This is a genomic window from Corynebacterium sp. TUM25015 (assembly GCF_056393505.1).
Genome location: NZ_CM150783.1, coordinates 1,146,241 through 1,168,886, shown reverse-complemented (window position 1 = coordinate 1,168,886; position 22,646 = coordinate 1,146,241). Strand labels below are relative to the sequence as shown.

The 22,646-nt window shown below is 59.3% G+C and carries 15 protein-coding genes, 1 other RNA gene and 1 pseudogene; 7 read left to right on the top strand and 10 right to left on the bottom strand.

Features of this window, described 5'->3' with window-relative positions:
- Positions 1-74: 74 nt before the first annotated feature.
- Together AC06DS_RS05245 and AC06DS_RS05240 are read left to right on the top strand one after the other, a co-directional pair.
- Positions 75-1,748, top strand: a pseudogene (locus AC06DS_RS05245) (AMP-binding protein).
- 104 nt (positions 1,749-1,852) lie between these two features.
- Positions 1,853-3,406, top strand: coding sequence for a metallophosphoesterase (locus tag AC06DS_RS05240; RefSeq protein WP_477100111.1), 1,554 nt, complete (start codon positions 1,853-1,855; stop codon positions 3,404-3,406).
- 33 nt (positions 3,407-3,439) lie between these two features.
- Here AC06DS_RS05240 and AC06DS_RS05235 read toward each other — a convergent pair whose 3' ends face one another.
- Both AC06DS_RS05235 and AC06DS_RS05230 read right to left on the bottom strand, forming a co-directional pair.
- Positions 3,440-4,795, bottom strand: coding sequence for a Na+/H+ antiporter family protein (locus tag AC06DS_RS05235; protein WP_034975140.1), 1,356 nt, complete (start codon positions 4,793-4,795; stop codon positions 3,440-3,442).
- A 50-nt stretch (positions 4,796-4,845) separates the two neighbouring features.
- The gene (locus AC06DS_RS05230) at positions 4,846-7,542 is read right to left on the bottom strand and encodes a DEAD/DEAH box helicase family protein (RefSeq protein ID WP_477100110.1); all 2,697 of its coding nucleotides are present in this window, start codon (positions 7,540-7,542) and stop codon (positions 4,846-4,848) included.
- Between the two features lie 858 nt (positions 7,543-8,400).
- Here AC06DS_RS05230 and AC06DS_RS05225 point away from each other — a divergent pair.
- A complete protein-coding gene (locus tag AC06DS_RS05225) occupies positions 8,401-8,859 on the top strand; it encodes a hypothetical protein (RefSeq protein WP_477100109.1) in 459 nt (152 codons plus the stop codon).
- Between the two features lie 48 nt (positions 8,860-8,907).
- Here AC06DS_RS05225 and ssrA read toward each other — a convergent pair.
- The 6 genes from ssrA to ftsE form a co-directional block, all read right to left on the bottom strand.
- Positions 8,908-9,290, bottom strand: a transfer-messenger RNA (tmRNA) gene (ssrA, locus tag AC06DS_RS05220).
- A gap of 76 nt (positions 9,291-9,366) precedes the next feature.
- Positions 9,367-10,122 (bottom strand): hypothetical protein, encoded by a 756-nt coding sequence (locus AC06DS_RS05215; protein ID WP_477100108.1) that lies wholly within the window; start codon positions 10,120-10,122, stop codon positions 9,367-9,369.
- A 28-nt stretch (positions 10,123-10,150) separates the two neighbouring features.
- Entirely contained in the window at positions 10,151-10,360 is a 210-nt protein-coding gene (locus tag AC06DS_RS05210) for a hypothetical protein (protein WP_477100107.1), read from the bottom strand.
- A gap of 63 nt (positions 10,361-10,423) precedes the next feature.
- Positions 10,424-10,957: an SsrA-binding protein SmpB gene (smpB, locus tag AC06DS_RS05205; protein ID WP_477100106.1), complete on the bottom strand. Its 534-nt coding sequence runs from the start codon at positions 10,955-10,957 to the stop codon at positions 10,424-10,426.
- A 50-nt stretch (positions 10,958-11,007) separates the two neighbouring features.
- Positions 11,008-11,910: a permease-like cell division protein FtsX gene (gene ftsX, locus AC06DS_RS05200; protein WP_034975291.1), complete on the bottom strand. Its 903-nt coding sequence runs from the start codon at positions 11,908-11,910 to the stop codon at positions 11,008-11,010.
- A 41-nt stretch (positions 11,911-11,951) separates the two neighbouring features.
- On the bottom strand, positions 11,952-12,641 hold the full coding sequence (ftsE, locus tag AC06DS_RS05195) for a cell division ATP-binding protein FtsE (protein WP_034975322.1): 690 nt from the start codon (positions 12,639-12,641) through the stop codon (positions 11,952-11,954).
- Between the two features lie 224 nt (positions 12,642-12,865).
- On the opposite strand from ftsE, the gene AC06DS_RS05190 reads away from it, so the two are divergent.
- Positions 12,866-14,485, top strand: coding sequence for an AbgT family transporter (locus AC06DS_RS05190; RefSeq protein ID WP_477100105.1), 1,620 nt, complete (start codon positions 12,866-12,868; stop codon positions 14,483-14,485).
- Positions 14,486-14,640: 155 nt separating this feature from the next.
- Positions 14,641-18,120, top strand: a complete 3,480-nt coding sequence (locus AC06DS_RS05185; protein ID WP_477100104.1) for a bifunctional proline dehydrogenase/L-glutamate gamma-semialdehyde dehydrogenase — start codon at positions 14,641-14,643, stop codon at positions 18,118-18,120.
- Positions 18,121-18,131: 11 nt separating this feature from the next.
- On the opposite strand, the gene prfB is transcribed toward AC06DS_RS05185, so the two are convergent.
- Complete coding sequence (gene prfB, locus AC06DS_RS05180; protein ID WP_477100103.1) at positions 18,132-19,259, bottom strand: peptide chain release factor 2; 1,128 nt, start codon at positions 19,257-19,259, stop codon at positions 18,132-18,134.
- Positions 19,260-19,289: 30 nt separating this feature from the next.
- On the opposite strand from prfB, the gene AC06DS_RS05175 reads away from it, so the two are divergent.
- Both AC06DS_RS05175 and hisN read left to right on the top strand, forming a co-directional pair.
- Complete coding sequence (locus AC06DS_RS05175) at positions 19,290-20,159, top strand: inositol monophosphatase family protein (protein WP_473964038.1); 870 nt, start codon at positions 19,290-19,292, stop codon at positions 20,157-20,159.
- Between the two features lie 73 nt (positions 20,160-20,232).
- On the top strand, positions 20,233-21,078 hold the full coding sequence (hisN, locus tag AC06DS_RS05170; protein WP_293791926.1) for a histidinol-phosphatase: 846 nt from the start codon (positions 20,233-20,235) through the stop codon (positions 21,076-21,078).
- Between the two features lie 14 nt (positions 21,079-21,092).
- On the opposite strand, the gene AC06DS_RS05165 is transcribed toward hisN, so the two are convergent.
- Entirely contained in the window at positions 21,093-22,616 is a 1,524-nt protein-coding gene (locus tag AC06DS_RS05165) for an NAD-dependent succinate-semialdehyde dehydrogenase (protein ID WP_476728243.1), read from the bottom strand.
- Positions 22,617-22,646: the final 30 nt, after the last annotated feature.

Here is a 22,646-nt window from a genome sequence, read left to right as displayed (position 1 = left end):
TGCAGGCAGTTCTAAGTCCATCTGTTTTAATGATTTCGCCTCGCGCGGGAGTGATCTAAATTACAGTCTCGGGCATGACTTTCGCATCGCAACACGGCCTTAACGCACCACTTACTCCCCTGCGCTTTCTGCAGCGTTCTGCCCAGGTTCGCCCGGACAAGGTAGCCGCGATCGACGGGCCACGCCGAATCACCTTTGCGGAGTTCAACCAAGATACGCAAGCCTTTGCTCACGCACTGATCGCCGACCACGTGGCCGAAGGCGATCGTGTAGGCATTCTCGCCGCCAATAGCTACGAGGCTCTGCTGGCACAGTTCGCCGTGCCGCTGGCCTGTGCAGTGACCGTACCGATCAATACCCGTCTGGCTCCGGCGGAAGTCAACTACATTCTCGATCACGCCTCCATCGACGTGCTCATTGGAGAAAAGGAACTGATCGACCCCATCCTCGCTTCCGGAGAAAGGAAACTCCGCCGCGCGGTGTACATCGCCAATAAGGAAGGCGTGGAGCCCCAGGTTGATAGCCCAGCTACTGACCCCGAAGGGGCGTCACTAGTAACGACCTTTAGTGAGTACCTGGCCGAGCATCGCGATGAAGAGCCTCTTCCCTACCGCGTGCGTGACGAGAACGAAACCATCGCGATTAACTACACCTCCGGCACAACCGGCAAGCCGAAGGGCGTGATCTACACCCACCGCGGCGCATACCTGAACGCACTGGGGCAGGCGCACACGCAGCACTTCAGCCACGACACGGTGTATCTGTGAACCCTGCCGATGTTCCACTGTTCCGGCTGGTGCACGGGCTGGGCAGCTATGGCCGTCAGTGCAACCCAAGTGGCGCTGCGCGCGGTTCGTGGCCCGGAGATGTGGGAACTCATCCGTACCGAGGGCGTGACCGCTATGTGTGGCGCACCTGCCGTACTAAACACCCTGGTAGACGACGAAAACAAACGCCGGGTAACAAACCTGCGCGTGACCACAGCAGGCGCACCTCCGAGCCCGACGACCATCACCCGCTGCGAGAACATCGGCGTGGAAGTCACGCACGTCTACGGTCTGACCGAAAGTTACGGCCCGTTTACCGTCTGCGAGGCACAACCCGAGTGGGAGGACATGACGGTTCGCCGTCGCGCGGTGCTGAAGGCGCGTCAGGGTGTGGCGTCCATTACCAACGAGGATGTGCGCGTGATCGAGCCGACGGAAGGCCAGGACGAGGCACTTATCGACGTACCCGCCGACGGTGCGACATTGGGTGAGATTGTGCTGACCGGTAACGGCATCATGGCCGGGTACTTCAACAACGAAGAGGCCACTGCACATGCCTTCCGTGGCGGTTGGTTCCACACCGGCGACCTGGGCGTGATGCACCCCAATGGCTATATCCAGCTGATGGACCGAGCGAAGGACGTGGTGGTTTCCGGCGGCGAGAACATCTCCACCATCGAGGTTGAGCAGGCCGTTATTAGCTATCCGGATGTCTCCGACTGCGCTGTGATCGGCGTGCCGGATGAAAAGTGGGGCGAGCGCCCACGCGCGTATGTGGTGCTGCGCCCGGAGGCTCATGGTACGGATCAGTCCGCGGTGGAAGAGGCCGTGATCGCCCACTGCCGTGCCCACATCGCGGGCTATAAGGTGCCACGTGATGTACGGATTCTGGACGAGCTTCCCCGCACCTCCACTGGCAAGGTGCGCAAGAATGAGCTGCGTGAGGAGGCCTGGGCGGGCCACGAGCAAAAAATCAACTAGCTACTTTCCATCCCTCGCAGTTAACCCAGTATTCGCTAGGCCTTTCCCTTCCCGCTGCCTAAAGGCCGGTTGTTTGTCACGCACGACTTTTACCCTGTGCGCTTATGGGCAATAAAGGTTCTTTTTCTCGACGCCGATTCTTCAAAGCGCTTGGCTTCAGCGCCGGTTCCACAGCTTTCGTGGTGGGGCCGCTTGCAAAGGCGGGCGCACAACCAGCTACGGGAGCAGGCAGTTCCACCCTGGCAGGTAGCGGGCTCACTGGTAGCTCTGCGCTGGGCTCCGCGAGCACCCCGGGGCTGGCGGGCTCGGCCAGCTATACCCCGAGCAATATCGGTAGCTCTGAGACCGGCTGGGTGATGGGGCGCAGGGGAAGCAGTCCGAACGGGACGTTCCTGGCCGGCGATCTGCAGGTGGTAACTGTTACGGAGGATTCCGTCACTATTAGCTGGCTGACGTGGGATGCGAAGGTCAGCATCGCCGAGCGTCCAGTGGGCATGCCCACTGAGGGCACACTGCGCGTATGGCCGGAGGATAATCCGCAAGATACGAAGATCGTCCGCTCCGAAAAGAATGCCTTCTTCCACATCCTGACGGTCGAGGGATTGCAGCCGGAGACTACCTACCGTTTCAGCGCTTCCTCCCACGGTGTCGAGGCAAATGCCACCCACAATTACTTCCAGGAGCACAAACGGGAGTTCACTACCCTGCCGCGCCTCTCCGGTGAGCCTTTGCAGACTGTAGTGGTGGCCAACGATGTGCATATGGGCGAAGCTCAGGACGGCCTGTGGTTCGATGGTTTCCCTCCACCGGCCGTGCCAAACCCACAGTCGGCTCCCTACCCAGAGGTATGCCTGGATGCGGTTATCGATACCGCAGAGAGCTGTGGCGCCACCCACCTTTTCGTCAATGGTGACGTGACCAGTGAGGCTCGCCCAGCAGAGGTTCGCCGAGCCAAGGAGATGCTGGACAAGTTCTCCGGCACATGGCGCGTGACCCGTGGCAACCACGACCGCCCGCACAAGGCGGACGGTTCCTCTGGATACGAGACTGCTACTCCTTATGGCAAGGAGCACTTCGACCCCTTCGGCGATGTTTTCGAACCCCGGCAGCAGGCCTGGATGATGGATCTGGAGCCCGCGGGCGTGCGCGTGATCGGCATCGATTCCACGGAGCTGGATAAGTCCGGCGGGCGGATCGAGCCACAGCAGTTCCGTCAGATCGAAGGCTTCCTGCGCCGCGATCCAAACAAACCGACCGTTCTGATGCTGCACCACCCCATGACGCGCGAAGCCGGCTGGTCGAACGCCGCCGGACCTGCTTTCATCCTGCGCGACCCGGATTTGATCCGACTGCAGAAGATGATCCAAGCAGCCCCGGGCGTGAAGCTGGTGCTGGCGGGCCACACCCACCGCGCCCACCGCGATAAGCCGGACTTGGATACCCACGCGGTTTTCCTGGAGACTCCGGCGGCGAAGAACTGGCCCACCGGCGCCACGCAGCTGCGCTTTTACTCCGACGGCATTGCCGTGAACTTCCGTCACAACATGGGTGAGGAGGCTCTGGACTGGGCCAGCCGTACCCGCTGGACCAACTTCGGTCTGGCGCCGGAGATCCTGCTGGGGCCGACGGACGCGCGCAACCTGGTGGTGCGCTACTAAGGCGCCCCAGCGCGGCTGGAGCGCGCGGCTTCGCTATAGAACCATCGCCGCGACCCAGCCGGCGATCAGCAGCGGAATATTGAAGTGCAGGAACGTCGGGATCACGGAATCCCGGATGTGGTCGTGCTGGCCATCCGCGTTCAGGCCCGACGTGGGGCCTAGGGTCGAGTCGGAGGCCGGGGAGCCGGCGTCACCAAGAGCACCCGCAGTACCCACGATCGCCACAGTAGCGAGCGGCGAGAAGCCCATCGACGCGCACAAAGGCACGTAGATCGTTGCGACAATCGGCAGGGTGGAGAAGCTAGAGCCAATGCCCATGGTGACCACCAAGCCGACCAGCAGCATCACCAGCGCGGCGGCGGCCTTGTTGCCCGCGAACAGATCGGCGGAGGTGTTGACCAGGCTTTCGACCTCGCCGGTAGCCTTCATGACTTCGGCGAAGCCCTGAGCGGTGATCATAATGAAGCCGATCAAGGCCATCATGCGCATGCCAGCGGTGAAGACATCGTCGGCCTTCTTCCAATCAACTGCGCCGGTACCCATGAAGATCGTCAAGCCAACCAGGGCGCCGATCAGAAGCGAATTAGCCTCCATATCCATGGACTGCATAACTACCTGCACGGCGAAGGTCGCGATAATCGCGATGATGGAAACGAAGATCTTGTAGCGGGAGATCTCCTCGTCCGATGTGGTCCCGGCATCCGTGATCGGGCGATCCTCGTACGTGCGTGGCTTGCGGTACGTAATAAACACCGCCACCAACAGGCCACAGAGCATGCCCAGCGCCGGGATTCCCATTGCCGACATCACGTTGATGCCGTCAGTGTTCATACCCGCTTTGGAGATGTTAGCCATCAGAATGTCGTTCAGGAAGATCGAACCGAAGCCCAGCGGAATCCACATGTACGTGGTGATCAGGCCGAACGTCAGGATACAGGTGACCAGGCGGCGGTCCAGCTGCAGCTTATTAAAAACGCTCAACAGCGGCGGAATGATCAGCGGAATGAACGCGATGTGCACGGGGATGAGGTTCTGGCTCATCACGGCCATTGCGAGGATGCCTGCCAGCATCAGCCATTTCGTTGCGGCGACGGCGCGACTCTTTGTTTCTTCGTTTGTGACGCCCAGTCGCCCCAAGATCGAATCTGCCAAAAGCTTGGGCAGTCCTGCGCTGGCTACGGCCATCGCGAAGGCGCCAAGGAGGGCATAGCTCAGTGCAATTTGTGCGCCGCCGGAAAGGCCTTCTTGGAATGCCACCATCGTGGCATCGAGGCCAAGGCCGCTAAGGAGACCACCGATAAGAGCTCCGATGAACAGCGCCAACACCACATGCACCCGAAGCAGGGCGAGGGCCAGCATGACGACGACGGCAACGAGGACTGCGTTCATGCACCTTAGAGTAGTGTGAGGGGCCAGACAATAGGAAATCCCAACAGTAGCTACCGTCCGTAGCGCCGTGTCTGTTTCGTCAGGCGGGCTGCAATATTGGCACCGCTGAGCTTTCGCGCCTGCAGCAAGAACTCCCGCCCTTCCGAATTGCGGGTGAATACCGCGCGCATCGGCAGCCCCACGCGCTCTAACTGCCCCACGAATTCATCCACGTTCTCCCGGCGCGTGCCGATAACATCAGGCACAGACTGGGCGCAGAAGATTCCGCGGATGTGGAGGTGATGCGCGGGCGTAATCAGATAGCGCGCGTTACGGACTTCCCCAGACAGCTGAGACATGGCGTCCGCAAAAAGCTTCCTTTCGGCGAAGGTCCCGCCGGACAGGCGCACATTCGCCCCGACAGCCCCTTCGTCGACGATGGCCATGAGGTTGCGAGTTTCGATCAAGCCGAGTGCGCTCAGCGTGCGCGCTAACGCCGTGGCCTCGGCCTTCAGGCGCTTGGTGGTATCTGTCAGCTGTTGGACTTTCCGCGTGCGCATTAGCGCCGCAGCGCCACCGAGCAGCGCAAGCACCCCGAAAGCCAGCCACTGTCCCCCGACCGGGAGGTGCGGCAGAACGCGCCCCACCGCCAGCCCGAACATGACCGCGAGGAAGAAGATGTAGCCCAGGATAACGTCCAGGTACGGCACTACTCCGGCCGAGGCGGGCTTTTCAACGTCGACGTGGAACTGCATCTCGTAGGGCTGGCCATCCGGCACATTCCCCATGCCCAATGCCTCTAGCCACTGGTTGCGCATGAGATCCCGGCGGAAGGCTCGGGCCAGCATCTGTTCGTTGGCAGCATCGATGCTGCGATAGGCGCGCAGGGGTGGCTCGGCGAAGCAGCGCTCGAAGCCGTTCTCGATCACTGGCGCATCGGCACGCGGCGCGACGAAGGCCTCGAAGCGCTTCTGCAGCGAACGCACGTCGTGCGAGCCCAGGACTTCGAGCGACTCCCCCGCACCGACGTTCAGCGCCTGCGCCCCGCTCTGTACCGCCTGGTCGAGCCATGTCCCGCGCCCGGCACCTTGGCTCGGTTCGCACGTTGCGATATGCCAAATGTTCGCGGTCTTATCTGGAACGGCGGGATCCACCCGGATCACCCGGCCGCGCATCTGGTTGGTCAGCATAAACGCCCGCACGGAGCTGGCGATGATGAGCGCATTGGCGCAGGGTGAATCCCACCCCTCCCCCAGCAGGGCGGCGGTGCCCACCAGGATCGTGAACAGTCCTTCCTGGAAGGCGCGAGTAATGGCGGGAACGGATACCCGCGTGCCGCCGGAAAAGCGCACCTCCACATACTCGTCGTTGAGGTTCTTGGTGGCGGTGACTTCCCCATCGAGGTCCACCGCGAAGCGCTTCACCTCGTCCAGCGCCGCCCGCGGGATGACGATCACCGAACCACTGATGGCGGCGATCCTTGCGGTACCTCCTACGCGCCGTCGCAGTGCTTCGAAGATGGGGATGACGCCCACGTGGACCAGGGCATCGTCGCTGCCCACGCTGGACAGGTAATCCCGTTGGACGTAATCCGCGAGGATCACCAGGCGCAGGTTGTCGGACATCGCGGAGACTTCTTCTTCGGCAATGTCACTAACGGCGCGGATTTTGCCCGCGGAATGGGTGAGGATGCTGTTGACCCTCGTCTCCCCGGTGACGGAAATCTTCCCCTTGTTCAGCAGATTGTTGGCCCGCAGAGCGGAGGCCACTGAAGAGCTGGCGCGGAAGAAGTCGGGGTGATCGATGACGAACTGCAGCCCCAGCTCGCCGGCGAGTTCCGGGCGCTTTTCGCTGAGTATCGCCTGGACATATGGCGCAATCGGATGCCCAGCAGCGGCAAGAAGGATTTTGAGGGCGTAGAAATTCTCCTCGTCGTCGAGGGCCACCTGCAACTGTTCGTCCGTGAGTTGGCCGAGATCCTCCGCCAGTTGCGCCAAAATCCCCTGCCGTTGCAGGTCTACTAACACTTCGTTTCCACGCCGACGCAGCTCGGCGATTTCCTGCTCTTCTGCCTGGCTGGGCTTCGTAACGTAGACGTAGTCCTGATGCGGGCACAGGTTACCGGCGGCCACGAGTTCGGGGGCGAAGATTTCCTCGTCGATAGGGCCGCACAGCTGTTCATAGCGTTGCCATTCGCTGGGGGTGGAATCGTACGGCGGGGTAGCCGTGAGCGCGATGGTGTTGGGCACTGCTTTTCGGCGGCCCAGCTGTTCCATGAAGGCTGTCAGGGCGCGGTGCCACTGGGAGCGCAGGTGGTGTGCTTCGTCGAGGCACACCGTTCCGATGTCGCGGACTGCGTCCAGGATGTCGAGGTCCGCGAAGTCCTCCCCCGTTTCCTCGTCGAGCGCCTGGGTGTATGCGGAGTACAGCGCCTGGTAGGTGATGACCGTCAGGAAGGCCGGGTTGTGTAGCGAGGTGGAACACCACTCCCGCGGGTTCGATGCGCCGTTGTGTTGGAAGTGCGCTGCAAAACGATCGATCCACTGGTCGCGGATAGTGATGGTGGGAGCCAGGATCAGGGCTGGTTTGCCGAGGCGGCAGATAAGTTCCAGGCCGAGAATCGTCTTGCCGGATCCAGGCGCGGCAACGACGTGGATGCGGTGATCCTGCTTCAGGTCATCGAAGCGTTCGAGGATACGCTGTTGATACGGCCGGAAGGTCCCGGCAAAGCGCCAGCTGGGTTGCGGTTGTGTCTCGGGCGCTACCATGCGGGCAAGTCTAACCGATCAGGCACACATGCCCTCCTTGTAGTCAGCGAAAACCTTCGCCTAAATGCGTTCCTACCTCTCCTCTTCCAGACACTGCCCACTAAAACCTTCAAGCTCTTCAGAAGCGCAATATACTATGGACAGCGTCTTTCACCTCGAGCGTTGAAGCTCTATTCACCGAGACAAGCAAACTTGGCACCCAATCAAAGCCGACTCCAGTACATTCCACACAAAACAGACTACAAGGGATAATATGTCACACTTTCACCCATTCTTATCCATCGTGAGCGTCATATCGATAGCAATGGGCAGCGGTCCGATACCCAGCCCTCCGACTCCAATAACATCTGAAAACAAGCCCCCTCTTCCTGAACTAGAAAAATCGATAGAGTACATTCAGTCAGATACCCCCCCTCCGAAGCAATAAGAATAATAAACCAGAAGGATAAAATCACACAACCTTACGCCCTTTCTCAAAGATTTGGCCCTTGTACACTAATTCCGAGAAATATACACGTGAGAACAAGGACCAACAACGGGGATGCTCGAGTAATTGGATTTAAACCAGTTACCATCTGCAACCAAAAGGTTCAATCCATTCGGCACGAAAGTAGACTAAAGTATAAATATTATTTGTGGTGGAAAGACGCTAGCCTTAAGCACGGAGTCCCCACCCGTTCGACAAACAGAGGCGCAGCGCGACTAGAACAAAAAAATATTGAATTCCAATGTAAAGGTCTAGTCAACACTTCTTTCATCGGCAATACGGTAGGCACAGTAGTCGCCAACGGGGTAACCTATCATGCCGTCATTAATACTGATACATTTCGCACCTCCTGTAGAGCCTGAGGAGGCCCCATGCTTAAAGCTGCATACCCGAGCGTGCTCGCACTCTTCTCTCACCAAAAAGAAACTCTTCAAGAAAACTTCGTCGGTGTCGCACGTAATCGAAAACAAGCAGACGCAATGGCCGAATATGTAGAATCAAAAATGTACAGCTGCTGGATTGAAGAAGTAACCATTAAAGACTGGTATAGGACCCTACTCAGAAAACTCCCTTCCGATGTAATCTTTCTGGTTTTCCGATCTGGACCTGCCCAGGAGGAAGAAAGAAGAGCAGACGATTTTGACCCAGAACTAGTGGGGGCGTTCACTTCTAAGCTAGCCGCTGAACGATGCGCGGTTGCCCTAGATCGGAGGGTCGAAACTGGTAACCCCCTGCATAATAAACTAAACCAGCACCATGTTTGGGAAGCACATTATGGCTTTCTCCCTAAATATCTGAAAGCGGATGGCATTCCAATTCCAGCTTGTTAATCGAGCACGGCAAAACCCCAGCTCATTTCTGAACTGGGGAAATGCGTTCTGTGGAGCCGCCGGGAATTGAACCCGGGTCCTTTGCGACCTCGCCAGGGCTTCTCCGTGCGCAGTTCGCTCATGACCTCTGCTCGACCCTCCAGCACTCGCGAACCAGCCTGGATGATGGGCCCAGTTGCTCGAAAGGTGTCCCGCACGGCCCAAGCAACAAAGCCGAGCGGCAAGTCCCTTAAGTCGATGCCAGCTACCGGGTCAGGGACATCCCCGGGCTGACAGACACGCGGTCGCTGTAATTAGGCAGCGAGGGCGTAGTCGCGCTGAGTGTTCTCGGCGCTTATAAATTCGCAGCGACGCTTAAAATCGGTGGTCGTCTGCCTTCACCGGCACGCTTCCCCTGGCTCAATGCACAAAGTCGAAACCAAGTCGACCCCATGATCCCTGCTGCGGAAACGCTGGTACAACAGGAAATTTAACCTTACACCCCTGCACCGCGTCAGTTCAAGAACCCTACTTTTCAGCCTCGTCTTCCGCATCATCGTCCGGCGCGGAGTCGAGCCCAGTCTCGTCCCACTTCGCCTTACGCTCCTTGGACTTCCTATTGTTCTTCACTGCCATGAGTCCCACTGTGATGCCGATGACGATCGGTACCCATACCTTGCTGTAATCGGCCATGAATCCGATCACACGCAGAATCGGCTCCATCCATTCGGGCAGGTGCCAGTCCGGTAAATGCCAATCCGGCCAGGGAATGGAAGGAAGATTAATGTCCGGCCACGGGATCGATGGCAGGTTGATGTCCGGCCAGGGAATACTGATATCCCAGTCGGGTAGAAAGCTAAGTAACCACGCAATTAGTTTGGAAGCCAGGGGGCCTAGCACGATGACGGCCAGCGCCCAGCCACCCTTCCCTAGGCCAGTAATCAGCGGATAGAACCAACGTTTGAACGGTGATTCCTCCATCGCTGCCCAACGCTGCGCCGCCCGCGACCCCTCGGGCGGATCGAAATTCACTACCCCTTCTTCGTCTTTAACCTTTACCTCGAGCATCCAAATATCTAGAAAATTCGAGGTCCACCCCAGGTACGGCGCCGCAAGCGTCACCTCCCCGCCGTATTCCCCGGGTTCTAAGGTCGAGTCGGTCTTTCCCAGGTCAAGTTTCTGGTTAGCCAGGTTCTTAAAGCGTCCGATCGTCACCCCATCACGGCGCACCAGCAGTTCTAGGTCCTTATCTAGGTCTTTTTCCAGCTTGGCGAATTTCTGCACCAGTTTATTGCTGCTCTGGTCGCTGTCTTTACTTGTGGACGCCCCCCTCGTCCCCCGCGGCATCTTCAGCTACCTCTTCCGCCTCCGGCTCGGTGCGGTCTTCTATTTCGGTTTTCTTTTCAGAAGCAGGAAAATCAGGGTCGATCCTCCGCAGTGCATCCGGCTCGCCGATAAACAGCTCAAGCAGCCCAAACTCAGGATGCTTTAGAGACCAATGCTCGACGTCGTCATTTTTCACACGCCCGAAAGTATCAAAACACAATCCCCCGTTCAATAGGGGTCTCCTATGCGTTACCGCACTCTAGCCCTTAATCCCCTTGATTCGGCGCCCCATCTCGCGCGTTATCTCGCGCTCCTCGGTGCGTCGCTTGATGTCTTGGCGCTTGTCATACTCCTGCTTACCGCGAGCCAGTGCCAGCTCCACCTTCAACTTGCCAGAGACAAAATACAACTGCAGCGGAACCAAGGTGTTGTTACCGTCACGAACCTTACCCATCAAAGAGTCGATTTCCCTGCGGTGCAGCAGCAGCTTCCGCGTACGTCGAGGACTGTGGTTTGTCCAATGTCCCATGGAATACTCCGGGATATGGAGACCGCGGAGCCAGACTTCACCTTCATCAATGGTGGCGTAGGCGTCCACAAGAGAAGCCTTACCCTCCCGCAGAGCCTTTACTTCAGTGCCCACCAGCACGACGCCACACTCGTAGGTATCGATGATGTGGTAATCGTGGCGTGCCTTGCGGTTAGTGGCAACGACAAACTGACCCTTGGGGGTCTTTCCCTTTTTCCCCTTCGATTTCCCCGAATCGGTGGGAGTGCTCTTTTTTTCTGCCATGACAGACACACACTACCACCGGGTTCTCCCCTAATGAAAAGGCGTCAATGTTAGTTCTTCACGTACCAGCGCAAGGTCACCTGGGCGGTGACCGCAGCGACGACCACGCCAACCAGCACGACAAACGGCGCCGCCAACCACAGGTCACTGTTAGTAACCCGCGCCACCAACTGTTGGTCGTACACAGCCTTCAGGGCACGGTCCACTACCAGCACCTTAGCTGCGAACATCCCGGCGACAGCCAGCACCGCACCGATCAGGGCGGCCATCATGGCCTCCAACACGAACGGGGCTTGGGTGTACCAGCGCGAAGCGCCGACCATGCGCATAATGCTGGTCTCGCTGCGGCGCGAGTAGGCGGTGATCTGCACCATGTTCATAATCAGGAAGATGGCAGCCACGGCCTGCACAAAAGCAACGATGAACGACGCATTGCGGATGGAGTCCAGGTTTCGCATCGCAGACTGCAGGTTATCGCCTTGATCCACGATATTCGTCACTGCCGGGTTGTCACGCAGCGCTTCGATGGGGCCATCGTTTTCCGGATCCGTCAGGCGAACGTGGAAGGCGGCGGGCAGCGCGTCTTTCTCGGTCTGCTCCACCAATTGCGGATCGGATTCTCCGAATAGTTCCACAAAGCGTTCGTAGGACTGTTCCTTATTGCGGAAGGTCACCGACTTCACGCCCTCGTCACCCTCCAGCTGCTGCTTAATACTGGAGCACTCCGGGGAAGTACATGTGGGATCGGAGCTCGAGATTTTGTCGTCGAGCTGCACCATAACCTCGATGCGGTCGAAGTAAATATCCTTCGTCCGTTCCGTCATCGCACTGAGCAAAAAGCCGGTAGCCAGCAGTGCTAGGGCGATGGAGGTCGTGATGATCATCGCGATGGTCATCGTCATATTGCGGCGTAGGCCCGAAAACGCCTCGCGGAGCACAAAGTTGGTTTTCATAAATGTTTCCCTTATTAACTTCTAGCTTTGCTAGGCCCGGTCTAGCGGCCTACGCCGTACATACCTAGTTCGTCATCGCGCACAAGCTTGCCCTTGGAAAGCTCGATCACGCGCTTACGCATGGAATCAACGGCCACGTCGTCGTGAGTAGACATCACCACGGTCGTACCGTTCTGGTTGATGCGGTTCAACAGCATCATGATCTCTGTGGACGTATCGGGGTCCAGGTTGCCGGTCGGCTCGTCCGCCAGCAGCACCAAAGGCTTATTTACTGACGCCCGCGCGATCGCCACGCGCTGCTGCTCACCACCCGACAGCTCGTGTGGGAAGCGGTTTTCCTTTCCGTCGAGACCGACAGTCTTCAGCGCTGCTGGAACCAGGTGCTGGATCTCCGAGCGCTTCTTGCCGATAACCTCCAGGGCAAAGGCAACATTGTCAAAGACTGTTTTCTTCGGGAGCAGACGGAAGTCTTGGAAGACATAGCCGATGCGCTGACGCAGCTTCGGCACATCGCGACCCTTGATCTTGTTTACGTGATAGCCGGCGACGTGGAGGTCCCCGGAATCCAGCTTTTCCTCGCGCAGAATCAACTGCAGAAACGTCGACTTGCCGGAGCCCGACGGTCCGATGAGGAAGACGAACTCACCCTTCTCGATGTCCAGGGTGATGTTGTCCAAGGCGGGGCGCCCGGACGACCTATAACTCTTGGTTACGTTTTCGAAGGTGATCACGAGCACACAGTGTAGCGAAACTAATGAGCTAAAGATAGTCCAAAGCGACTGAAGTGACTCATGTGACTGCTTTTCTAGAGCCAGAATTCGGCTATCTTCTGTCCCGACGCACCTCAGAATGTAAAGTCACAACCTAATCCGGTTGAAGTTGGCGTCACAAAGAAATGGCGCCAGTACCCTACCCTCCTCGACCCTCCTCGATTTGGCGAGGATAGAAAGAGCTCATGAGCGAAAAGAAGACCGCGACGAAGAACGACAACCAACCCGGGGGCTTCCTCGGAACGATCAAGAAAATCGGAAACAAACTTCCAGACCCATTTTGGCTGTTCGTTATCCTCGGCGGCCTAGTTCTCATCTCCAGTTTCATCTTTAACAAAATCGGTTTGACCGCCACCAACCCGGAGGATGGCAAACCCGTGGAGATCGTGAACCTATTGAGCTCCGAAGGCTTAAAAGAGATCCTCTCAGGCGTGGTGGAGAACTACGTCAGCTTCCCACCGCTCGGCCTCATCATTACTGTCATGCTGGGTGTTGCCGTGGCGGAATACTCGGGCTTGATCAGCGCAGTGGTGCGAGCGATTGTCTCTCGGGTCGGAGCTAAAACCCTGACCTTTGTGGTGGCATTGGCGGGTGTAACAGGTTCCGTGGCCTCCGACGCGGTGTATGTGATTCTGATTCCTCTCGGTGCAGTTTCGTTCCGCGCGGTGGGACGCTCCCCGATCGTCGGTGCCATGGTTGCCTTTGCAGCATCCTCGGCGGGCTTTAACTCCTCGCTAGTGCTCAACATCACCGACGTGCTGCTCGGTGGAATTTCCACCTCGGCAGCACACATCGTAGATAAGGAGTACGACGTCTCCCCGCTGGCCAACTACTTCTTCGTGGCCGCTAGCGCCGTCGTGCTGGCGCTGATCATCACGGTTCTTACCGAGCTATACATGAACAAGCGAGTTCAGGAACTGGTAAACCACGACGAGATCGACTATTCGGAAGTCACCTTTAATACCGGCCGCGAGGGGGACGACGAGCTCGCGGGCAACGTACCGCAAGAAAAAATCACTGCGGCACTGCAGCTTGACGACGATGAATCGCGTGCGCTGCGCGTTACCGGTCTTGCTGCGGCAGTGATGACGGCACTCTACTTTGCCTTGCTTTTCGTTCCTTTCTCTCCGCTGCAGGGCGAGGGCGGCGAGGTAATGTCCAGCCCACTTATCACTGCAGTGGCCGTGCCGATCGGTGCTTCGTTCCTTATCCTCGGCCTGATTTACGGCCTGGGCATCAAGTCCATCACCAAAGCCAGTGACGTTCCGGACTTCATGGCTCGCGGGCTGAAGTCTCTGCTGCCGATGATGGTGCTCTTCTTTGCCGTTTCCCAGTTCCTCGCCTGGTTTAAGGCCTCTAACCTGGGAGCTTGGACAGCGATTAAGGGTGCGGAGCTGCTTCAGAAGGCCGATCTTCCGCCGCTGCTACTCTTCGCTGCCTTTGTGGTTCTGGTAGCGGTAGTCAACCTCTTCATCACCTCAGGCTCCGCACAGTGGGCGCTGATGGCCCCCATCGTTGTGCCGATGTTCATGTACGTAGGCTTCTCCCCCGAGGTCACGCAGATGCTGTTCCGTATCGGCGATTCCCCATCGAACATCATCACCCCGATGAGCCCCTACTTCGCCCTGGCACTAACCTTCCTGCAGCGCTACTACAAGAAGGCGGGAATCGGAACACTAATGTCGCTGGCACTTCCCTATTCCATCGCAATGCTCGTGGGCTGGTTCCTGTTCTTCGCGCTGTGGTGGATGGTCGGCCTACCTCTCGGCCCTGGCACGCCGATGGATTACCACGCCGCACAATAGGGCGTTCCTGCCTGAATTAACCCCGCAACACACATAGTCGACCCCACGGTAGCCCGTTTTACCCCGCCTTATTAGGGTGGAAAACGTACCCGTGCACATAGCTTGGCCAAGGCTCATACATGATGCCCTGGCCAACGACTTAAGAATTGAGGTCGATGTTGAGCAGCCAGGCTAACACCCCTTTACCCAATAGTTCCGATGTCGAAGCGGTGGTCACCAAGGCAATCCACCGCGCCGAGCAATGGCTCGAGATTGAGGAAACCTCGGCATCCACCAAACAGCTAGCGGACATGGTGCACGACCCCGATGGCGTGGAGTTCACCTTTGCCTTCGTCGACCGTGTAGCCCGACCAGAGGACAATGCTGTTTCGGCCAAGGAGTTCGCCAAGATCGCGAACCCCTTCAAGCGCACCGAGCCAGTGCCGGGCTTCATGAGCCTGGTCGATTCGATACTGGTCACTGCTGGCTCCATTGCCGCACCACTGTTACCGAATATCGTGATGCCCATTGCGCGTACCTACCTGCGCACCACTGTCGGTCACCTGGTGCTCGACGCGGAATCCAAAGCCCTGGACCGGATGCTGGATGATTACCGCGACAGGGGCTTCCAGCTCAATCTCAACCTGCTGGGTGAAGCCGTGCTGGGCGAGGCCGAGGCTCAGCGCCGTCTCGATAACACCATCGACCTGCTGAAGAATCCGCGGGTCGATTATGTCTCCGTCAAGGCGTCCTCTGTGGTCAGCCAGCTCAACCACTGGGATTTCGAGGGTTCCATCGAGCGCCTCAAGGATCGCCTACGCCCGCTTTATCGCCAGGCGATGAAGCGCAACCCGCACCCCTTTATCAACCTGGACATGGAGGAGTACAAGGACCTCCACCTGACCATCAAGCTATTCACCGAGCTGCTCGACGAAGAAGAGTTCCGCGACATGGAAGCGGGCATCGTGCTGCAGGCGTACCTGCCTGATACCTTCGATGCTCTCCGGGAACTGGCGGAGTTCGCCGCGCAGCGTCGCGCCAAGGGCGGAGCGAAGATCAAGGTGCGCCTGGTGAAGGGCGCGAACCTTTCCATGGAGCGCGTGGATTCTGAGATCCACGACTGGCCGCAGGCTCCTTTCCTCACCAAGGCGGAAGTCGACGCAAACTATGTGCGCCTGCTGGACTGGATCTTGCAGCCCGAACACGCAGAAAACCTGCGCGTTGGCGTGGCCTCGCACAACTTGTACCACCTGGCACTGGCTCACGAGCTCTCTGTTGCCCGAAACGTCGAGCACCAGCTGGATGTGGAAATGCTGCAGGGCATGTCCCCTGCACAGTCCGAGGCCGTGCGCGATGTTGTCGGCAATATGATCCTCTACACCCCGGTGGTAAAGAAGGAAGACTTCGACGTTGCCATCAGCTACCTGGTGCGCCGCCTGGAGGAAAATGGTGCGAAGCAGAACTTCCTCTATGCACTGTTTACCCCGGAGGATGACGAGACGGACGTCACCGGCATGACCCCGATGCAGGGCCAGGAACTGCGCTTCCGCAATTCCGTCCGCGATCGCTGGGATACCTTCGCCGGTTCGCGTCGTACCCAAAACCGTTTGGAGGAAGAGGCCGCGAAGAAGGGCACCCAGTCCGCAGGCCTGCCGGGCAACTTCGTCAACGAACCCGATACCGACCCGACTCTTCCCGCGAACCGCGAGTGGGCTCTGCAGATCGTCGATCCTACTAACGATCCAGGCCCTGCCCAGACTCCGCAGGTTACGGATCCTGCAGTTATTGACGCCGCCGTCGCGCGTTGCCGCGAGGCCTCCGAGCAGTGGTCTAAGAAGACCGGCGCGGAGCGTGCAGAGCTCCTGGACCGTGCAGCAGATGCACTGGCCAACAACCGTTCAAAGCTGATCTCCGCAGCGGTGTTCGAGGCCGGCAAGACCGTCGCAGAGACCGATCCCGAGGTCTCCGAGGCTATCGACTTCGCCCGCTACTACGCTGAGAGCGCCCGCCAGCTGGATCACGTCCGCGGCTCCGTGTTTACTCCCTACAAGTCGGTGGTTGTCACCCCACCGTGGAACTTCCCGATTGCGATCCCGCTGGGCGGCGTGTTTGCTGCACTGGCAGCTGGCGCTTGTGTGATCATCAAGCCCGCCCCGCAGGTTCTTCGTATCGCAGAGGTCTTCATGGGTATCCTGCGCGAGGCTGGAATTAGCGAGGATCTGGTACAGCTGGTCAACGCAGACGAGGCCGAAGCCGGCAAGCGCTTGGTCAGCCACCCGGATGTAGAGTCCGTAATCCTCACTGGCGCTTCCGAGACCGCGAAGTTGTTCCGTAGCTGGAAACCGCGCATGGTCATTAACGCGGAGACTTCCGGTAAGAATGCAATCATCGTCACACCTGCCGCGGACCCGGATCTGGCGGTCGCGGACATCTTCAAGTCCGCTTATGGCCACGCTGGTCAGAAGTGCTCCGCTGCCTCACTGATCATCACGGTCGGTTCGATCGGCAAGTCCAAGCGCTTTATCAACCAGCTGGTTGATGCGGTGCGTTCCATGAAGGTGGGTCCGGGATCCGACATCTCCACGTACATGAATGGAGTGATCGAAGCTCCGGGAGACAAGCTACTGCGCGGCCTGACCGAATTGGAAAAGGGCGAGAAGTGGCTGGTTAAGCCCCGCAAGCTAAACGACGAAGGCACCCTGTGGTCCCCGGGTCTGCGCGATAATGTGAAGCCCGGCAGCTGGTTCCACACCCACGAGTGCTTCGGCCCGGTGGCGGGCATTATGCACGCCGAGACCCTGGACGAGGCCATCGAGTGGCAGAACTCCACTGGCTTCGGCCTCACCGGCGGCATTCACACCATCGACGTGGAGGAAACTGCCTACTGGCGCGAGCGCGTGGAGGTCGGCAACGCATACGTGGAGCGCGGCATCACGGGCGCCATTGTGCAGCGTCAGTCCTTCGGCGGCTGGAAGAACTCCTCCTTGGGCAGTGGCGCGAAGGCCGGCGGACCGAATTACGTTGCCCAGCAGGGCGTGTGGACCGAAGGGGATATCAGCGAGCTGGCTGCCGGCACCCTTCCGACGCACATCACGCAGCTGCTCCGCGAGATCCGTGGGCTGGGTTCCCCTGCTCTGTCCAAGGACGATCACGTGTGGCTGCGCCGTGCCGCGGAGTCGGACGCCTACGCGATGTCCACCGAGTTCGGCGTCGAGCACGATAAAACGGCACTGGTGGTGGAATCCAATGTGTTCCGCTATAAGCCGCTGCTCGAACCGCTGCGCGTGCGCGTGTCCGAGGGTGCGAATCCTCGCGATCTGCTGCGCCTGAAGCTGGCTTCCGCCGCCACGGGTACAGAGTTGGATATTTCCGCCAACCCGGAGGTTGCCCGCGAGTGGGGTGAGCTGGGCGAGCAGATGCGTACCTCTTCTGACCGGGACTTCGCCGAGGAGATCGCCATCGCTCAGTCTGTGCGTGTCCGCGCCCTGGGCAATAGCCCGGAGGAGTTCTACGAGGCCGCTGCGAAGTCCGGCTCCGTGATCCTGGATCAGGATGTGTTGCCCGATGGTCGCCGCGAGCTGCTACCGCTGCTCCTCGAGCAGGCAATCTCCACTACGGAGCACCGCTTCGGCTACATCCACGGCCTCACCCCTTAAAAGGCTGAGGCTTAGGCCTCCTGCTGCTGCGCCATGCGCCAGCGGATGCCTGCCTCAAGGAAGCCGTCGAGGTCACCGTCTAGCACCTTGCTCGGATCGTTAACCTCGACGTTCGTCCGCAGATCCTTAACCATCTGGTACGGGTGCAGCACATAGTTGCGCATCTGGTTACCCCAGGAGTTCGAGCCGTCGCCCTTGAGCGCATCCATTTCGGCTTGTTCTTCTTGACGCTTCCGCTCCAGCAGCTTCGCCTGCAGCACTCGCATGGCGGAGGCCTTGTTCTGGATCTGCGATTTCTCGTTTTGGCATGTCACCACAATGCCCGTGGGCACGTGGGTCAGGCGTACCGCCGAGTCGGTGGTGTTCACCGACTGCCCACCCGGGCCAGAGGACCGATAGACGTCCACGCGCACGTCGTTTTCATCAATGTCGATGTGGTCGGTCTGCTCCACCACGGGCAACACTTCTACCTCGGCAAAGGACGTTTGACGACGGCCTTGGTTGTCGAATGGGGAAATGCGCACCAGGCGGTGCGTTCCCTGTTCCACGGAAAGGGTGCCGTACATATATTCGCCATGGATGACAATGGTGGCGGATTTAATGCCGGCCTCCTCGGCATAGGAAATGTCGTAGACCTCGACCTTGTGCCCTGCCTTTTCCGCCCAGCGGGTGTACATGCGCAAAAGCATCTCTGCCCAGTCGGCAGCATCCACGCCACCGGCGGCACTGCGAATATTTACCACGGCTTCGCGCTCGTCATACTCCCCAGACAGCATGGTCGTCACCTCAAGAGATTCAATCTCCTGACGCAGTTCTGTCCGCTCTGCATCGGCTAGCTGCACGGCTTCCTTGGCTGCCTCCGGGTCATCCCCGGCCTCTTCGTCGGCCATGTCGTAGAGCACGGGCAGATCGTCCAGACGCTGGCGTAGCCCCGTCACCTTCTTCAGCTTCGCCTGCACACGAGAAAGCTCGGAGGTTACCTGCTGTGCGTAGTCCGGATCATCCCACAGCGAGGGGTCGGCGGACTTACCCTCCAGTTCGCGGGCGCGGTCGCCCAGCTCGTCGAGATCCAGCACCTTCTCGATGGTGGTCAGGGTGCCGTCCAGGTCGCTTAAGTCTGCAGAAACTTCCGGTTGCATAATGCGCAAGTCTACCCCGCGGCATGCACAATGGAATGCATGGCTACTAACGGTTCTGATTCTTCATCCCCTATCCCCGAGGACATGCTGAACGCGATCATTAAGACGTTCATCGTGGCGCATGTCGACGATTCCGATCATCATCTGGCTCAGGCGCTGGTCTACAACGCAGGTCGACTTGCGTGGCGCATGCGTCAGACGGGAGTGGATACAGAGCACAAGACATCTGTCAGCGATGTCGTCACCGCGGCCGATCGGGCTGCGGAGAAGTTCATTGCCGACGCCCTGCGTGCGATCCGCCCTGAGGATGGGCTCTTGGGCGAAGAGGGCACGCGAGTGGAGTCGAAGTCGGGTCGCACGTGGGTTATCGACCCGGTCGATGGAACGTACAACTTCACTACTGGCTCCGATTACTGGTGTTCCGCCCTAGCTTTGGTCGAGGGTGACCCGGATGAACCGGATGCCCTGTTGTTCGGTGCAGTTCACCGTCCGGCGATGGGCTATACGTGGTTCGGCGGTCCTGATATTCCTACGACTCGTGACGCCACTAGCATCAGTCTGTCGAATACCTCCGCGGAGCTGACTTGCCTCGGTGGCTACCTACACCCCACCGATATTGCGGACAGTACCCGACTACGCAGTTGGTCCGCTGTGGCCACGCAGTTTGCCACGGTGCGGATGCTGGGGTCTGCGTCCATTGACTTGGCCTGCGTCGCCGGAGGCGAGCTCGGCTGCTGGATGCAGCACAGCGTGGCCAGCTGGGATTGGTTGCCGGGGCGTGCTTTGGTGGAGGGCGCTGGGGGCGTCACAAAGAAGGAAGAGAAAGACGGCACAACCTGGTTTATTGCCGGGGCGCCGGACGCGGTGGAGCAGGCTGCCACAGCTCTGCGTGAGGCGTAGCCCCTACCCCTTATTCACACCAGTCACATCTTCCCCATAGCCTTACGCGCGCCACAGGGTTATCATGTGTTGCATGACGGACGCGGTTTCCACATATGCAGATGACCTAACCCTGGCGCTTTCGCTTGCCGACGCAGCCGATGCGATCACCATGGCGCGCTTCGAGGCCAACGATCTCAGCGTTGAGTCTAAGCCGGATCTCACCCCTGTCAGCGATGCCGACACCGCCGTGGAGAAGGAGCTGCGCTCTATCATCGCCGCCCACCACCCCGATGACGCCCTGCTGGGTGAAGAGTTCGGCGGCGACGTCACCTTCGCTGGTCGGCAATGGGTCATCGACCCCATCGACGGCACCAAGAACTTCGTCCGCGGGGTACCCGTATGGGCCACGCTGATCAGTCTGCTCGTGGATGGCAAGCCCGTCGTGGGCGTGGTCTCCGCTCCTGCATTGGGTCGGCGTTGGTGGGCAGCCGAAGGCGCTGGGGCGTGGAGACTTTTCAATACTCCAGCCAGCGCAAGCATCGAGGCTGGTACTACTGAGGGCGGAATCCCCTCGGCAGGCGCGCGACAACTTGAAGTATCGAAAGTCGGCCAGGTCGAGGATTCCTCGATCGCCATTTCTTCACTGTCCGGGTGGGCACAATGTGGCAAGCGCGAACAGCTGATCAGCCTCACGGATTCCGCGTGGCGCCTCCGTGGCTACGGTGACTTCTGGTCCTACATGCTGGTCGCCGAAGGAGCGGTGGATATCGCGGCGGAGCCGGAGGTGAGCCTCTGGGATCTGGCCGCACTAGTGCCGATCATTACGGAAGCCGGCGGGCGATTCACTGCCCTCAACGGCGAGGACGGTCCGCACGGCGGATCCGCCGTCGCGACGAACGGCCTGCTGCACGAGGCCACTCTTCAAGCGCTGTCCTAGACCTCTCTAGATCTCTACACGTCGAGTGCCAGGTACACGGTCTCCAGGTACTCCTCGATACCCTCAAACCCACCTTCGCGCCCCAGACCGGACTGCTTCACGCCACCGAAGGGCGCAGAAGCATCCGACAGGGCACCCCGGTTCACGCCCACCATGCCGGCTTCCATTCGCTCGGCAAAGCGCAGCGTCTTTTTCATATCCTCACCCATGACATAACCCGCCAGTCCAAAGACCGTATCGTTGGCGATCTTTAGTGCCTCATCATCACTGGAGACCCGCTGCACAGCAGCAACGGGGCCAAAGATTTCCTGGTTAGCAATCTCAAACTTGGGCGTCACACCCGTAAGCACCGTGGCGGGGTACCAGAAACCATTCGGATCCAGATCAGGGTGCGTCTCCCCCAGCTTCTCCAATGCCTCATTGCCGCCGAGAGCCACATTCGCACCCTCCTCAACGGCCTTCGCAACCAGGTCGCGCACGCCATCCCGCTGCTCTTCGCTCACGAGCGGCCCCATCGTGGTCTTCGAATCAGTACCCGGCCCCATGACGAACTCGCTCATCTTCTGAACCAACCCGGATTCAAACTCGTCGGCCAAAGACTCGTGGACGATGAAACGGTTAGCAGCCACGCACACCTGCCCTGCCCCACGCATTTTGGCCGCGATAGCCTGCTCCACAGCTTTGTTCACATTTGCATGCTCCAAAACGACGAAAGGCGCGTTGCCACCAAGCTCCAGGGATGTGCGGATCGTCTTCTTCGCTGCGGTGGCCGCCAGCGTTTGCCCCACCTCAGTGGAGCCGGTGAACGTCAGCTTGCGCAGGCGATCATCGTCCAGCAACGCGGAAACGCGACGAGCCGAAGACGTCGGCAGGACCTGGAACACCCCATCTGGAATACCCGCAATTCGGCCCAGCTCCGCGAAATACAGCATGGTCAATGGCGTGAGCTGAGCCGGCTTGGCAATCACGGTGCATCCCGCGGCCAACGCAGGAGCAAGCTTGCGGGTAACCATCGCCAGCGGGAAGTTCCATGGAGTAATAGCCAATACCGGCCCCACCGGGCGGTGTGTAGTCACGATGCGTCCATTGCCCGCGGGCGCAACCCGATACTCGCCACTAATAGCCGCGGTTCGCTCACTGAACCACCGCAGATATTCAGCAGCGTAAGTCACCTCGCCCTTCGAATCCGGTAGCGCACGTCCCAGCTCCAGAGACTGCAAAGCCGCCAATTGTTCAGCGTGCTCGTTTACCAGGTCGAACAGCCGTCGCAAGATCTCGGAACGCTCCCGAGGTGCAGTTTCGCCCCACTCTGCTTGCACCTCCACAGCCTTTTCCATGGCCTCTCGCGCATCATCTTCTGTTGCCGCCGCGACTTCCGCGAAAGGCTTCCCCGTGGCGGCGTCAAGAACAGAAAAGGTTTCCCCTTCGGATCCAGAGCGCCAGGCTCCACCCAAGAACAACCCCGTGGGCACCTCGAAGGTTTGCCCGGCTGCGCTCAAAGTAGTGCTGAAATCAGATGGAATGGTGAAAGAAGTCATGCCTCCACATATACGCGCCTTCCGCGCCCA

Bases quoted from the DNA above. Each gene is read 5' to 3' on its own strand.
- AC06DS_RS05240 (WP_477100111.1), top strand. From the start codon at position 1,853: ATGGGCAATAAAGGTTCTTTTTCTCGACGCCGATTCTTCAAAGCGCTT.
- AC06DS_RS05235 (WP_034975140.1), bottom strand. From the start codon at position 4,795: ATGAACGCAGTCCTCGTTGCCGTCGTCGTCATGCTGGCCCTCGCCCTG.
- AC06DS_RS05230 (WP_477100110.1), bottom strand. From the start codon at position 7,542: ATGGTAGCGCCCGAGACACAACCGCAACCCAGCTGGCGCTTTGCCGGG.
- AC06DS_RS05225 (WP_477100109.1), top strand. From the start codon at position 8,401: ATGCTTAAAGCTGCATACCCGAGCGTGCTCGCACTCTTCTCTCACCAA.
- smpB (WP_477100106.1), bottom strand. From the start codon at position 10,957: ATGGCAGAAAAAAAGAGCACTCCCACCGATTCGGGGAAATCGAAGGGG.
- ftsX (WP_034975291.1), bottom strand. From the start codon at position 11,910: ATGAAAACCAACTTTGTGCTCCGCGAGGCGTTTTCGGGCCTACGCCGC.
- AC06DS_RS05190 (WP_477100105.1), top strand. From the start codon at position 12,866: ATGAGCGAAAAGAAGACCGCGACGAAGAACGACAACCAACCCGGGGGC.
- AC06DS_RS05185 (WP_477100104.1), top strand. From the start codon at position 14,641: ATGTTGAGCAGCCAGGCTAACACCCCTTTACCCAATAGTTCCGATGTC.
- prfB (WP_477100103.1), bottom strand. From the start codon at position 19,259: ATGCAACCGGAAGTTTCTGCAGACTTAAGCGACCTGGACGGCACCCTG.
- AC06DS_RS05175 (WP_473964038.1), top strand. From the start codon at position 19,290: ATGGAATGCATGGCTACTAACGGTTCTGATTCTTCATCCCCTATCCCC.
- hisN (WP_293791926.1), top strand. From the start codon at position 20,233: ATGACGGACGCGGTTTCCACATATGCAGATGACCTAACCCTGGCGCTT.
- AC06DS_RS05165 (WP_476728243.1), bottom strand. From the start codon at position 22,616: ATGACTTCTTTCACCATTCCATCTGATTTCAGCACTACTTTGAGCGCA.